Genomic DNA, 14151 nt, shown 5'->3' with positions numbered 1-14151 from the left:
AACTAGTGTCCTTCCGGCTGTAGGGCGGCCTGCAGGGCCTGGGCGTGCCGTTCGAAGGCGGCTTCCACGCCCGCGCGCATTCCGGACATCAAGCGCTCGCTGTTCGCGCCGGCCCAGTCCAGGGAGGCCACGCGGGGGCGATTGGCGCCGGTGAAGTGTGGGATGACGTGTTCGGCGAACAGCCGCATGGAGCGCTGGGTCGCGTCCCGATCGGCGATATCGAGAGCCAGCATCAGGAAGGTGCCGAAGCCGCCGGACTGTTGCGCGAGCGCCTCGATGGTGGCGATGGCGTCCTCGGGAGTGCCGATGGTGGCGCGGCCGAAGGCGGGGAAGCCGGGTCCGGTCCACTGCTCGACGGCAGCGGCGGGGGTGTTCTCCCACGGCACGCCCATCCCGCTGAGCTTCTCGATGTACTCGGTGAGATGCCCTATGCCCCACTCCGCTTCGCGGCGGGCCTGCTCGCGGGTTTCGGCGATATGCATCGGGGCCACCAGCCTCCACCGGTCGCGATCGACGGCGTGGCCGTTGGCGGTCATGGTCTGCTCGTAGATCTTCCAGTTCGGAAGCAGCGCATCGTAACCGCTGGGATCCGAGGCGGCCAGCGACAGCAGACCCGCGCCGTGCCGTCCGGCCAGCACGGCTCCCGACGGCGAGATCGTCGATGCCACAGCCATTTCCAGGCCGCCCCGCTGGTAGGGCAGCAGTTGCAGGCGTGCCTCGTCGAGCTCGAACCAGTCCGTCTTGGCGCTGACCACCTCACCGCGAAGCAGCCGGGTGATCACGTCCATGGATTCGTGCATCATGTCGCGCTGACGCGGTTGCGGCACGCCCATCATCGAGGCGTCCGAGGCCAGCTGGCCCGGCCCGATGCCCATCATGACGCGCCCCTTGGTGAGGTGGTCGAGCAGGCAGAGCCGGTCGGCCAGCATCATCGGCTGGTGGTAGGGCAGCGAATTCACGCCCGTGCCCAGCCGGATGGCGCTGGTGCGCTCGGCGGCCGCGGCCAGGAACACCTCGGGTGCGGAGATGATTTCCATCCCGGCGGAATGATGCTCGCCGACCCAGGCTTCGGCGTAGCCGAGTTCGTCGGCCAATTCGATCATCTGCAGATCCCGCTGGATCTGCAGGGTGGGATTGCCGGTGAGCGGATGGTAGGGCGCGATGAAGAAACCGAACCGGGTGGGGCCGGATGCGGTGGGCTGATTCACTGGTCGATGCTCCTTAGCGGAATATTCAGTTGTGCTCCGTCGCAACGTGATCCACCGGGGCTCTGGCGAAGAACGCTGCGGCCCGCCGTCACGGGACGGCGGGCCGAGTCCGATCGACCGATCAGCCGCGGGCCCATTCGTGGCCCCAGTAGCTGTCGGCCGTCATCTCCTCCGCGACGTAGTCGTCGCCGACCAGCATTCCCTCGCAACCGAATTCGAGGTCCCAGTTACCGGGGGTGCGGACGTAGAAGGAGATCATCTTGTCGTTGGTGTGCCGGCCCAGCGTCGAGGACAGGTGGTAACCGGCCTTGTTGACGCGGTCCAGGGTGCGCCCGACCTCGTCCAGGGTGTCGACCTCGACCATGATGTGCACGATGCCGGGACCGTCCGGGCGCGAACCCGGAATCAGCGCGAGGCTGTGGTGGCGCGGGTTCACGCCCATGAATCGGATCCAGATCGGATGCTCCGGCGGACCGACCCGGAAAGAACCGCGCGAGGCGAAACCCAGTACCTCCGTGTAGAACTGGCGAGCCTCCTCGATATCGCGCACCGGCAGCACCACGTGGCCGAGGCCCAGATCGCCATTGACGAAACGCGCGCCGAATCTGGTCAGGATCGGTGTGTGATCCAGCAGCGGCCCGTGGAACACCTCGATGGTGAATCCGGAGGGGTCCACGAAGCTGATCGCCTCTTCGACATGACGATTCGCGGATTCGGCGAGGGTCAGCGCGGTGACCGAAACGCCCGCCTTCTCCAGGGTCTCCTGGACCAGGCGCAGCGAACGACCGTCGGCGACCTGCCAGCCGACGGCGATCACCTCGTCGCGCTCACCGGGGACCAGTTCGAGCCGATAGGTGTGCTCGTCGGTCCGCAGGTAGATCGACTCCGGGTTGGGCCCGGTTCCCTCGGCGAAACCGATGGTGTCGAAGGCGAACTCGCGCCACGCGTCCGCATCGGCGATGCGGGCGCGGACGTAGCCGAGGGAGCTGAAGGAAGCCATGATGGGTACTCCTCGCGGATCAGGGTATGAGCCGATTACTCGGTGGTGCGAATCACTCGTAGGTGCGGATCACTCGTAGGTGACCGAGACGTCGTCGGTCACCGGAACCGACTGGCAGGCCAGCACATAGCCCTCCTGCAGGTCGGCCTCTTCCAGAACTTCGTTGCGGCGCATGGATACTTCGCCGGACACCACCCGGCACACGCAGGCGCTGCACGCGCCCTCGCGACAGGAGTACGGCGCTTCGATCCCCTCGGCGAGCAGCACGTCCAGCAGGGTCTGCCGGCGCGGCCAGGTGATCTCGTGCGTCTCGCCGTCCAGTTCGACTCGGGCCGTGGCGTTGTCGCCCGGATCGGTCGCGGCGTCCGGATCCGCTGTCGTGGAGCCGGTTTCGAAGGGGTTGCCGGACAGGGAGACGAACTTCTCGCTGTGCACGCGGGTGCGGTCGGCTCCCAGCGAGGCCATGGCGGCGCTCACCGCGCTCATGAACGGCGCCGGGCCACAGGTGAACACCTCGCGGGCGGCCCACGGCTTCGCCAGCGCGGCGAGCTGTTCGACGCTGGGCAGGCCCTGCACCGATTGCAGCCAGTGCAGCACGACCAGCCGATCCGGATGCGCGACGGCCAGGTCCGCCAGCTCCCGCGCGAAGATGACGGCGTTCTCGTGCTGATTGGCGTAGACGAGCGTGACGTGTCCGCTCCCGCGCGCCAGCACGGCCTTGAGAATGGACAGCACCGGCGTGATTCCGCTGCCGCCGCCGAACAGCAGCAGATCCTCATCCAGCGACGACGGTGTGAAGAGTCCGGCCGGCGGCAGGACCTGCAGCTCGAGGCCCTCGACCGCGTTGTCGCACAGCCAGTTCGAGCCGTAGCCCTCGGCGGTCCGCTTGACGGTGACCTTGAGCGGCCCGTCTTCGTGCGGTGCGCTGGAGAGCGAATAGCAGCGGCTCACCGAGCCGGTGAGATCACTCGGAATCCGCAGCGTGAGGAACTGGCCGGGCCGGTAGCCGAACCGATCCGAGTGCGCCGCATCCGGAGTCAGCTCGATCGACACCGAATCCTCGGTCTCGCGCACCACACGCACGACGCGCATCGAGGCGATCCCGCTTTCCTGCCGCACCGTCACGACGGCCGCCTCCGCGTCACGCCGCGTCACGTCGTCGGCCCGCGTCGAGCCCTCGGCGGCGTCACCCGAGGCGTCCGGCCGCGGGCCGGCCCCGGACTGAGTACCGGCGGCGAGCCGGGCCGCACCGGGCTCGAACTCTGTCACCGTCATTCGCTCCACCAGTTCCATTCCTATGCTGACACTTTCGATCTACCGGGCCTACGATCTACCAGGCCTTCGATCCACTGGGCCTTCGATCCGCTGGGCACCGGACGCCGCGGGCGCGCGGGTCCGTTCGCCGAATCCGAGTCCCTACGCCAAAGTCCGGCCGCGGGTGCGCACGTCCACATCACGGGTGCTCCGGTGCAGAACGCCCGCCTCCACCGCCGCCTCGATGCTCTCGCGCAGCGCGTGGCAGGTGTGGGCGTGCGAGCGCAGTCCGCCGGTCGGCAGTTCCGTGCAGGCCGCCACGGCGGTCTTGTTCCACTGCACGCTGGTGTGCTGGGGGCTGAACTTCTCCACCAGCACGCAGGTCCCGCAGGACCGGCACGAAACCTGTTCCATGGCTCTGCCTTTCAGGCGTGCGCGGCGGCGGTCGTGGATTCGCTGCCCTCGGCGGCCGCACGCTTGGCGAGGTTGTCCGCGACCTCGACCTCCCACGCGGCGACCGCGCGGGTGGTGTCCACCTCGAACTCGAAGCGGGTGGTCATCTCCTCGGTGACGTCCGCGGCGTCGGTGTAGAACTGCTCGTACCACCGGCGCAGCTGGTAGACCGGTCCGTCCTCCTCGCACAGCAGCGGATTGTTGATGCGCGACTTGCGCTTCCAGATGTTCGCGTCCTGCTCGAAGCCCTTGCCCAGTCCGCCGACGAACTTCTGCGCGATCTCCTCGGCCTGCTCGGGCGAGACGCCCGAGGGCCGCTTGGCGATCGCGCCGTACTGCAGCACGAACTGGTTCTCGTTGATCGGGTAGTGGCAGTTGATCAGGTACCCCTCGACCGTGAGTCCGGGGCTCTCGCTCTCGAGGTGGTCGATCATGTAGGAGGGCCCGTAGTAGGCCGCCTCGGACTGCAGAACGTTCTTGCCGCCCAGGGCTTTCGCGGTCGCGCCCATCATGTCCTCGCGGGAGATCGAGGTCATGAACTGGCTGGCGGTGTGGCCCTCGAAGACGTTCTTGAAGAAGGTCGGGAAGCCGTAGTGCACGTAGAAGAAGTGCGCCATGTCCACCACGTTGTCGATGACCTCGCGGCAGTTGGCGTCCACAATCATCGAGTTCCAGGTCCAGTCGGTCCACTCGTCGTCGAACGCGGCGTCGAGGCGCGGGATCGCGACCTCGGCCGGGGGCTGCTTGTTCTCCGGGTCGTTCCAGACGAAGAGCTGCTTGTTCTGCTCCATGGTCGGCCACGCCTTGGTGCGAGCCAGCGGCGGAACGCGGCGGGCGTACGGAATTCCGGCGCACTTGCCCTTGCCGTTCCAGCGCCAATCGTGGAACGGGCAGGCCAGCGAATCACCCTTGACGGTGCCGTCGGCCAGGTTTCCGCCCATGTGCGGGCAGAACGCGTTGAGCACGTTGAGTGCGCCGTCCTCGGCCGCGAACACCACGATCTCGGTGCCGAATGCCTTGACCGCGTGCGGTTTTCCGTCGCGGAAGGAGTCGGCCAGGCCCAGGCAGTGCCAGCCGCGCGCGAATCGGGTGGGCGGAGCGCCCGCATCGATGACTCGCACCTCACCATCGGTGGTGGTCATGTGAATTCCTCTCCCTTGCGTCAGTTCGATGGTTGCGGCCGATGTGACGCCGATGACAATGCGTGTCCCACTGGCCGGGAGGTTGCTACTGGTGTGCGAGACGCCCGAAAGCGGCTCGGTAGAACAGCAGCGGAGCAGCCTCGGAATGCTCGTTCAGCCCGCTCACGCGGGCGATCACGATGGTGTGGTCGCCGCCGTCGACCTCGTCGTGCAGCGTGCAGTCGATGGTTGCCATCGCGCCGCCCAGCAGCGGGGATCCGTTCCCCGACACGGTCCACTCGACCCCGGAGAATTTGTCCGCGCCGGGCCGCCCGAGCTGACGGCACAGCTCGGATTGATCGTCGGCCAGGATGTTCACGCAGAACCGCCCGGCAGCGCGGATGCGGGGCCAGGTGCTCGAGGTGCGGGCGGGAAAGAAGCTCACCAGCGGCGGGTCGATCGACAGCGACGCGAAGGATTGGCAGGCGAAGCCGACCGGCTCGCCCTCGTGGATGGCGGTGATCACGGTGACTCCGGAGCAGAACCGCCCGAGCACGGCCTTGAAGGCGGTCGGGTCGATCTGTTCGGACGCGCGATCGGGCGCCAGCACCGGTTCCACGGCGTCTCCTTTATTTCGGTTCGAAATAGGACTGACCGTCATAACAGCAGGTCGCGGCCGGGAGGCGTCAATATCGGGGTTCGGTCACCGAGACACGGATCCGTAGAACCTACGTAGTTCTCCCGATTCCACAGCGTGTGGCGCAGGGCACTGTGATGGGTAGCACAAGGTCCGAATCAGGCACATGCCTAATCGGCATAGTCCTAGACTGGATCACGATCCAACGGAGGTTACCCATGACCGTCGCATTTCTGCCCCCTGCGGAGACACGACCCGGCCATAACCCCATGCGCGCCAAAGATTCTCGGTCCAGTGCCGAAGTCCCGGTGTCGATGATCGAGCGAATGACTCTCATCCTGGACGCCTTCGACGCCTCGACTCCGACCCTCACGCTGCTCGGCCTCGTCGAGCGCACCGGCCTGCCGCGCTCCACCGTGCACCGGATCCTGGATCAGATGATCAAGCTGCGCTGGCTCGCGCACACCTCCGGCGGCTACCGCCTCGGCATGCGCGCCCTCGAACTGGGCGGACTCACCGCCGATCACAACGAGATCCGCGATGCGGTCAGCCCGCTGCTGCACGAACTGAGCCAGCGCACCGGCATGGTCGGACACCTCGCGGTGCTCGACGGCCGCGATGTGGTCTACCTGGACAAGGCCGGCGGCCGTTTCGCCTCCAGCCTGCCCACCCGCCTCGGCGGGCGCATGCCCGCGCACGCCACCGGCGTCGGCAAGGCCATGCTGGCGTGTCTCGAGCCGAACATCGCCGAAGCCGCGCTGCGCACCCGGCTGCCGCGCCTGACCCCGCGCACCATCTGCGAGCCCGAGGCCCTGGCCCGGGAGCTGCAACAGATCCGCCTGCGTCAGGGCGTGGCCATCGACCGCGAGGAGGCCGTCGTCGGAATCGCTTGTGTCGCAGCGCCGTTGCGCGGTCGCGGCACCGCACCGGCTGCCCTGTCGCTCTCCGGCCGCGCCGACGGCATGAGCTACGACAGGCTGGCCCGCGTCGTGCTCGAGGTCGCGCACGAGGCCGGTCGCACCCTGTTCCCGCGCCGTGCGCACTGGCGCTGAGCGGAGCCCGGAGATGCGCGGGCGATACAGTTCGATCATGACCGACGGTGGTGGCGCGCGCCCAGTTCAGGGCGGTGGCTCTCTCGCCGCTCACGGCGGTGAGCCGCAAGCGATTCCGGATCTGCCCACCACGGCGTGGGCGGTCCTGGGAATGCTCTCGCACGCGGAGGAACTCTCCGGATACGACCTGAAGAAATGGGCCGACTGGAGTCTGCAGTTCTTCTACTGGAGTCCGTCGTTCAGCCAGATCTACGCCGAACTCAAACGGCTGGAGAAACACGGCTACGCCACCTCGCGCACGGTGGTCTCCGAGGACGGCATGCGCGGCAAACGCATGTACGCCATTACCGACAGCGGCCGGGAAGCGGCCTCGCACTGGGTGAATCACTCCCCCGTCGAGCCGCCCGTGCTCAAACACAGTGTGATGCTCCGGGCCTGGCTCGGACATCTCGCCGAACCCGACCGGATGCGCGAAATCCTCAATCAGCACATCGATTACGCGGAACGAATGCGCACACTCGCGGCAATCGACGCCGAAGGTGCTGACGCAAATCCCGATTGGGCATATCCGAGCGCTGTGCTGCGCTGGTGCGTGAAGCATTACGAGGCCGAAAAAGAATTCGCCGAGGACCTGCTCAGCGACCTCGACAAGCTGGCCAGGAAGCGTAGCCGCCGGAAAGCCACGAGCAAGAAGAATTCCGAAGATTCCCACTGAACGGGCTCATCCATAGGCGGTCGACGGGCTTTGTGACACGGTTCACGCCATCGTGTTACCTACCCACAATGGAGGACGCAACATGTCCACCTCCGTCGAAACCGCGGTGTCACCCGGCGCCGCGCCTGACGAGTCCGGTCGCCTCGATGGCGCATCCAAGCTCAGGATCTATTCGGTCCTCGCGATCATCGTGCTGTTCACCGAGGTCGCCCCGATGCAGTACGTCATGGTCTCGGCGGCGCTGCGGCAAATCGCGCCCACGTTCCCCGAACAAGGCGCGAACATCAACTGGGCGATCATCATCTTCGGCGTCGTCGGCGCCGCGGTGTCACCGCTGATCGGCAAGCTCAGCGACATCACGGGCAAGAAGAAGATGTTCCTGCTCTGCGGTGTGCTGTTCATGATCGGCTGCGCCATCTGCGCGATCACCAGCAACTGGATGATGTTCCTGATCGGCCGCGGCCTCCAGGCCACCGCCATCGCCACCACGGTCATCTCCTACGGCCTCATTCGAGACCTGATGCCGCGCAAGCTGGTTCCGGTCGGTCTCGGCATCGCCTCCACCGGCCTCGGCGTCTCCGCTCTCGCCGGCCCGCTGCTGGGCGGGTACATCACCGATCACTACAGCTGGCGTGCGCTGTTCTGGTTCCTGTTCGCGTTCACCGTGATCATGATTCCGCTGCTGATCGTCGTGGTTCCCGAATCCAAGCTGCGCACCCCGCAGAAGCTGGACGTCATCGGCGCGCTGCTGCTGGGCGCCGGCGCCACCCTCACCCTGATCTACCTGGACAAGGGCCAGGATTGGGGCTGGAGCAAGCCCACCACGCTGGCCTGGCTGATCGGCGGCCTCGCGCTGCTGGCGCTGTTCCCGATCATCGAGAAGCGCGCCCGCAATCCGATCATGGACATGAAGCTGCTGTTCACCCCGCGCGTGAGCGTGGTGCTGTTCATCGCGCTGCTCGCCTCGTTCATGATCGGTTATCAGTCCTACGCGACCGGGTACATGACCCAGTCCCCGCCGTCCGCGGAGGTCGTGGATCAGGTCAAGGCCGCGACCTGGGATCAGGTCAAGACCGGTGCGCTGGCCCAGGCTCAGGCCCAGGCCGAAGCGCAGGCCAAGGCCGCACTGCCGCCGGGCGTGGAACTGCCGCCCGGCGCGGTGAAGGTGCCCGAGGAAGCCGTGCTCTCGCAGCTGCCCCCGGACATGGTCAAGGTGGAGCTGAATCCGGGATACACCTACGGTGACGGGTTCTCGCTGCTGAAGTTCGCCACACACATCACCCTCGCGCAATCGCTGATCGCCATGGCGTTCGGTTTCCTCGGCGGACTCTGGATCCGGCGCTCCGGCGCGCGGGCTCCGCTGGTGACCGCCCTGATCATCTCGGCCGGCAGCGCACTCGCCTATGCGGCGCTCTCGCACGGCTGGCAGACACTGGCATTGATCAGCGCGGTCTACGGCATCGCCTTCGGTTTGTATTACGCGGCAACGCCGAACCTCATAGTCGAGGCGGTGCCCGCGAAACAGCAGGGCATCAGCGCGGGCATGCTCGGCGTGATGCAGGCAATGGGCGCGGCCATCGGTCTGGCGGTCGCCACGGCATTCCTGAGCGCCAATCCGGTCAAGGCCGACGTGACGGTGCTTGGTCAGCCGACTGTCACCACCGATATTCCACTCGTGTACGCCGACAAGGGGTATGACATCAGTTTCTACTTCGTCGCGGGAGCCGCGGTCATCGCGCTCGTGGGCGCGCTGCTCATGCAGCACGGCCGCAAGCCCGCAACCGGTGGAACGGCATTCTGATCCGCAACTGAACCATCCCCACTGATCACACGTACAGCGGCCCGGAGGCGATATGCCTCCGGGCCGCTGTCACGCACTGGAAAACTCCGCGCTCATGGTCGCGCGCGGGCGGCGTCGGACGCACATTGTTTTCCGGTGAGCGGGACCCCACCTCGTTGTTCCGCGGCTCACATATTTCTATTAGTCATATGGCCGAAGTCGTGCGGCCCGAAGGAGGTGGTCGACGATGACTGGTGAACTCGATTCGATCGCGACCGCGGTCGCCACGATCGCGGCCGGCGGCATGGTGCTGGTCGTGGACGACGAGAACCGCGAGAACGAAGGCGACCTGGTGCTCGCCGCCGAGAAGGCGACAGCGGCGAACATCGGCTTCATGGTCCGCCACACCAGCGGCGTGGTCTGCGTTCCCATGGCGGGCGAGGATCTTGATCGACTGGCACTGCCGCCCATGACCGCGGTGAACCAGGATCCCAAGGGCACCGCGTACACCGTGTCCGTGGACGCGATCTCCGGTGTGAGCACCGGGATTTCGGCCGCCGACCGCGCGCACACCATGCAGCTGCTTGCCGATCCGCGCACGCGCGCGGACGAACTGTCGCGCCCCGGGCACGTGTTCCCGCTGCGGGCGCATCCGCGCGGAGTGCTCGGACGAGGCGGCCACACCGAGGCGTCGGTCGACCTCGCGCGCCTGGCCGGTCTGCGGCCCGCCGCGGTGATCGCGGAGGTCGTCGCCGACGACGGTTCCATGGCGCGACTGCCCGAGCTGCTGGTCATGGCGCGCGAGCACGAGATTCCGATCATCTCCATCGCCGATCTGATCGAATACCGGAAACGGCTGGAGCACAGCGTCTCCCGCGTGGTCGAGACTCGCCTGCCCACCCGCTTCGGCACTTTCCGCGTCGTCGGATACAGCGACGAGACCTCCGAGCACCTGGCCCTGATCCACGGCGAGCCCATCGGCGCCGAGGTGCTGGTCCGCATCCACTCCGAATGCCTGACCGGTGACGCTTTCGGTTCGCTGCGCTGCGATTGCGGTGAGCAACTCGACGCGGCGATGGAGGCCGTCGCCGAGGAGGGCAGCGGCATCGTCGTCTACCTGCGCGGGCAGGAGGGTCGGGGCATCGGTCTGCTGAACAAGCTGCGCGCCTACGAACTTCAGGACGACGGCGCGGACACCGTGGACGCCAACGTGCAACTCGGGCTGCCGATCGACGCCCGCAGCTACGGCGCGGCCGCGCAGATCCTCGCGGATCTGGACGTCATCTCGGTCCGGCTGCTGAGCAACAACCCCGCCAAGCAATCCGGGCTCGAGGCCCACGGCATCGCCGTCGCCTCCCGAATCCCCTTGCAGACCAGGCCCACCGAGCACAATGTGCACTACCTGCGGACCAAGCGTGATCGGATGAGCCACGCGCTGCCCGAGATCGACGCGGCGGTCGGATTTCACTGACGGTCGCCGTCGCGGGCGGTTGCCGCGGTGTGCGCCACGGAATGTCGGTGACGTTCGGGCGCACTACATCAGCCGCGCCACCTCCGCGCTCATGAGGAACCTGACGGCCGAGCCCCCGCGGAAGGCCGGTGTCCTCATCCTTGCCGACTACACCGCGTTCGAACGAGCGGAGACCTCGGTACGTGGCCGCGCGGGCTCTTCGGCACACCGGCGAACCCATCGCTAGGTAAGCATATGTTCATTTCAGAATGTCGTGGGATCCGAATTCCGGGCACGGCCTTCGGCGAGGTTCGAGCGTGTCCGTCCGGCGGCTGCGGTGAACTCGCTGTGCGCGAAGCGCCCTCGGTCACGGTAGGGAATCCGAATGATCGACCGGGTGGCCTTCGCCGGGGAGCGCAGTAGGGTCGGGGGCGCGATGCGGCGCGCGGATTGGCCGCGGATTGGCTAGGAGGAGACTGTGCCGAGCATTGTCAGCCGGATCGTTCCGGTGTATCTGCGAGTCATCGGGGCCAATCGGACGTTCGTCAGCGCCGAGGGTGCGCGCCGGCACATTCGGGAGCGGAGTCTGCGGCCACGGCCGTACGGACCGCCCCGGCTGTTGCGCTCGGATGTGTCGGTGTCGGTGGATCACAGCAGCGGGTGGCCGATCTATACCCTCACCCCGCGCGGAACGGCCAGGGGCAATGTCGTGTACGCACACGGCGGCGGGTGGGTCAACGAGATCGCGCCGCAGCACTGGACGCTGGCCGCGAACATCGCCGCGCTGTCGGGCACGACGGTCACCGTCCCCATCTATCCGCTGATTCCCTTCGGAACCGCCGGTGAGGTGGTCCCGGCATTCGCGAAGCTGGTGCTGGACAACAAGTCCCGCTACGGCGAGGTCTGCCTGGCCGGGGATTCGGCGGGCGGTCAGATCGCGCTGTCGACCGCGATTCTGCTGCGCGACGAGCACCAGGTGAAACTGCCGCGCACGGTGCTGATCTCCCCCGCGCTGGATCTGTCGCTGAGCAACCCCGAGATCGAGCGGGTTCAGCCCACCGATCCCTGGCTGGGCCAGGAGGGCTCGCACGTGCTCACCGCGCACTGGCGCGGGGAACTGCCCCTGTCCGATCCGATCGTCAGCCCGCTGTTCGCCGATATGGCAGGGCTCGGCCCGCTCAGCATCTTCTGCGGAACCCGGGACATCCTGAATCCCGACGTGCGGCTGCTCGTGGACAAAGCCCGTGCCGCGGGGGTCTCGATCGACTACCACGAGGGATCCGACCTGGTGCACGTCTACCCGCTGACCCCGACGCCCGAGGGCCGCACCGCACGTGCCGCGATCATCGACCGGCTGCGAGTCGCGTTGTCTCCCACCCGGGCACATCTGCCGCGCCCCTAGTTCACCACCTGCCCCGCGTAAGCACCGGCGCACAGCCTCACGCCGACACCAGGATCCGGATCACCGCGATTCGAATACTGGCCCGGGCCTTCACGATCCCGGATAGTGCGAGCCTGCCGCCTCGAACAAGGCGGGTGCGTGAGGCAGGTGGAGGCAGTGGTGAACAGTTCGACGCCGGAGCAATCCGGTACAAGCACGTGGCTCGGGCGAGCCGCCGGGCTCGGGGCCGACTGGTGGTCGGTGATCGTGGCGGGCGTGATCGTCCTGCTGGCCGTGTTCGATGCCCTGCCGAAGATTCCGTGGTGACCGGGATGTCCACCGCCACAGTCGATGACGACGATCTCGTCGAAGTAGCCCCGCCTCGCAATCCGCTCGCGTACGTACCGGGCATCCTGCTGCTCATCGCCATCGGCGTGCTGGGCAAGTACGCGCAGATCTGGTGGAAGGACCTTGCCAAGCACCAGCATTGGACCGTTCCCGATATCGAGTACGTGCTCTGGGCGATCCTGATCGGCCTGCTGATCACCAATACCGTGGGCCTGCACCGGATCTTCCGGCCCGGCGTCGGCACCTACGAGTTCTGGTTGAAGATCGGAATCGTCGCGCTCGGTTCGCGTTTCGTGCTCGGCGATGTCGCCAAGCTGGGTGCGACCAGCTTCGTGCAGATCATCCTGGACATGACTATCGCCGGTGCGATCATCCTGACGGTGGCGCGCCGGCTGGGACTGTCCGGGAAGCTGGGTTCGCTCTTGGCCGTGGGCACTTCGATCTGTGGCGTCTCGGCGATCATCGCCAGCAAGGGCGCGATCCGGGCTCGCAATTCCGAGGTCAGCTACGCCATCGCCGCCATTCTGGCGCTGGGGGCGGTCGCGCTTTTCGCGCTGCCGCCACTCGGTCACCTGATGAACCTGACCGATCACGAGTTCGGCATGTGGGCCGGTCTCGCGGTGGACAACACCGCCGAGACCACCGCCACCGGCTACCTGTACTCCGAGGAGGCAGGCAAGGTCGCGGTGCTGGTGAAGGCAACCCGCAACGCGCTGATCGGTTTCGTGGTGCTCGGTTTCGCGGCGTACTGGGCCTCGCGCGGCGAGGCCGACAGCATCGCGCCGGGCGTGCGCGCCAAGGCGCTGTTCGTCTGGTCGAAGTTCCCGAAGTTCGTGCTGGGCTTCATCGCGGTGTCCGCCATCGCGACCGCGGGCTGGCTCACCAAGGGGCAGAGCACGAATCTGGCGAACGTCTCCAAGTGGGCGTTCCTGCTGACCTTCGCGGGCGTCGGGCTCAATACCAACATCCGCGAGATCGCCCGCACCGGATGGCGTCCGCTGGTGGTCGCGGTGGTCGGCCTGCTGGTGGTGGCCGTGGTGTCGCTCGGGCTGGTGCTGTTCACCTCGCGGGTTCTGCACTGGGGCATCGGCGGCTGAGTCGTTCCGCCGGTCCGTTCAGGACTTGCGAGAGCCTCCGGAGTTCGCGCTCCGGGGGCTCTCGGCGTTCTCGGCGAGCCACTGCCGGGCGCGAGTCGCGGACGCGCGGCTGAGCCAGGCATCCTGGATGACCTCGGTGAGCTCGCCCAGGGAGAGTTCTCGCAACCGGGATGCGCGCAGCAGCACCGACAGATGCCCCTGAAAATGCGGCGTGGTGAAGAACGGCGACTCCGGATCCTGGGTGAGCGCCAGCTTGTCCGACTCCGACGGCACCCAGAAGATGATGACGTCCGGGTAGCGCTCGCCGGTCTCGGGATCGACCGCGTCGGGGCGGGGAGTCCGGAAGAAGACGAAGGATTTACGGCCCACCTGATAGACGGGATTCTCCGCGGGACCGTATTCGACGGTCACGTGGGGCAGGCTCGAGGCGAGTTCGTGGACGTCGGCGAGACGGGCACGGCGCGTTCTGCTCGGCACGCCGATGAGTCTAGGCGAGCCGAGCGAACCGAGGGCGAACACGACCACCCACGGTGATAGCCGTTACGCATTATCGGCTCGGTCATATCGGGCACGCGCTTGGCGTGTGCGCTGCTCATTTGATAAGCGGGCTGTGCCCCCGCTTACACACCTCCGGCCGGGACGCGCACGCAGGGCT

Annotated in this window: 14 protein-coding genes; 7 read left to right on the top strand and 7 right to left on the bottom strand. The window is 67.0% G+C overall.

Features of this window, described 5'->3' with window-relative positions:
• Positions 1-2: 2 nt before the first annotated feature.
• The 6 genes from NJ1_RS12445 to NJ1_RS12420 all read right to left on the bottom strand — a co-directional run bounded on the left by NJ1_RS12445 (position 3) and on the right by NJ1_RS12420 (position 5655).
• Positions 3-1208, bottom strand: coding sequence for an LLM class flavin-dependent oxidoreductase (locus tag NJ1_RS12445; protein ID WP_067692235.1), 1206 nt, complete (start codon positions 1206-1208; stop codon positions 3-5).
• A 121-nt stretch (positions 1209-1329) separates the two neighbouring features.
• Positions 1330-2208: a VOC family protein gene (locus NJ1_RS12440; RefSeq protein WP_067692232.1), complete on the bottom strand. Its 879-nt coding sequence runs from the start codon at positions 2206-2208 to the stop codon at positions 1330-1332.
• A gap of 69 nt (positions 2209-2277) precedes the next feature.
• A complete protein-coding gene (locus NJ1_RS12435) occupies positions 2278-3300 on the bottom strand; it encodes a 2Fe-2S iron-sulfur cluster-binding protein (RefSeq protein ID WP_067692873.1) in 1023 nt (340 codons plus the stop codon).
• A 324-nt stretch (positions 3301-3624) separates the two neighbouring features.
• The gene (locus tag NJ1_RS12430; protein ID WP_067692229.1) at positions 3625-3876 is read right to left on the bottom strand and encodes a hypothetical protein; all 252 of its coding nucleotides are present in this window, start codon (positions 3874-3876) and stop codon (positions 3625-3627) included.
• Between the two features lie 11 nt (positions 3877-3887).
• A complete protein-coding gene (locus NJ1_RS12425) occupies positions 3888-5057 on the bottom strand; it encodes a 3-ketosteroid-9-alpha-monooxygenase, oxygenase component (RefSeq protein WP_067692226.1) in 1170 nt (389 codons plus the stop codon).
• An 85-nt stretch (positions 5058-5142) separates the two neighbouring features.
• A complete protein-coding gene (locus tag NJ1_RS12420; protein WP_245717351.1) occupies positions 5143-5655 on the bottom strand; it encodes a flavin reductase family protein in 513 nt (170 codons plus the stop codon).
• A 344-nt stretch (positions 5656-5999) separates the two neighbouring features.
• Here NJ1_RS12420 and NJ1_RS12415 point away from each other — a divergent pair, with 344 nt between their 5' ends.
• The 7 genes from NJ1_RS12415 (at position 6000) to NJ1_RS12390 (ending at position 13496) form a co-directional block, all read left to right on the top strand.
• Entirely contained in the window at positions 6000-6725 is a 726-nt protein-coding gene (locus tag NJ1_RS12415) for an IclR family transcriptional regulator (protein WP_245717350.1), read from the top strand.
• Positions 6726-6762: 37 nt separating this feature from the next.
• The gene (locus NJ1_RS12410) at positions 6763-7440 is read left to right on the top strand and encodes a PadR family transcriptional regulator (protein ID WP_067692221.1); all 678 of its coding nucleotides are present in this window, start codon (positions 6763-6765) and stop codon (positions 7438-7440) included.
• Positions 7441-7522: 82 nt separating this feature from the next.
• Entirely contained in the window at positions 7523-9241 is a 1719-nt protein-coding gene (locus tag NJ1_RS12405; RefSeq protein ID WP_067692218.1) for an MFS transporter, read from the top strand.
• Positions 9242-9467: 226 nt separating this feature from the next.
• Positions 9468-10691, top strand: a complete 1224-nt coding sequence (locus NJ1_RS12400) for a bifunctional 3,4-dihydroxy-2-butanone-4-phosphate synthase/GTP cyclohydrolase II (RefSeq protein ID WP_067692215.1) — start codon at positions 9468-9470, stop codon at positions 10689-10691.
• Positions 10692-11148: 457 nt separating this feature from the next.
• A complete protein-coding gene (locus tag NJ1_RS12395; protein WP_067692211.1) occupies positions 11149-12072 on the top strand; it encodes an alpha/beta hydrolase fold domain-containing protein in 924 nt (307 codons plus the stop codon).
• Between the two features lie 159 nt (positions 12073-12231).
• Positions 12232-12378, top strand: a complete 147-nt coding sequence (locus tag NJ1_RS38970) for a hypothetical protein (RefSeq protein ID WP_157573920.1) — start codon at positions 12232-12234, stop codon at positions 12376-12378.
• A gap of 5 nt (positions 12379-12383) precedes the next feature.
• Positions 12384-13496, top strand: a complete 1113-nt coding sequence (locus tag NJ1_RS12390) for a YeiH family protein (RefSeq protein WP_067692868.1) — start codon at positions 12384-12386, stop codon at positions 13494-13496.
• A gap of 18 nt (positions 13497-13514) precedes the next feature.
• Here NJ1_RS12390 and NJ1_RS12385 read toward each other — a convergent pair whose 3' ends face one another.
• Positions 13515-13973 carry an MmcQ/YjbR family DNA-binding protein gene (locus NJ1_RS12385; protein ID WP_067692858.1) on the bottom strand — a complete coding sequence of 153 codons (459 nt, stop codon included), beginning with the start codon at positions 13971-13973 and terminating at the stop codon, positions 13515-13517.
• Positions 13974-14151: the final 178 nt, after the last annotated feature.

The sequence above is a fragment of the Nocardia jejuensis NBRC 103114 genome, from assembly GCF_001613145.1.
Taxonomy (GTDB): domain Bacteria; phylum Actinomycetota; class Actinomycetes; order Mycobacteriales; family Mycobacteriaceae; genus Nocardia; species Nocardia jejuensis.
This window is presented reverse-complemented; position numbering and strand designations above follow the sequence as displayed.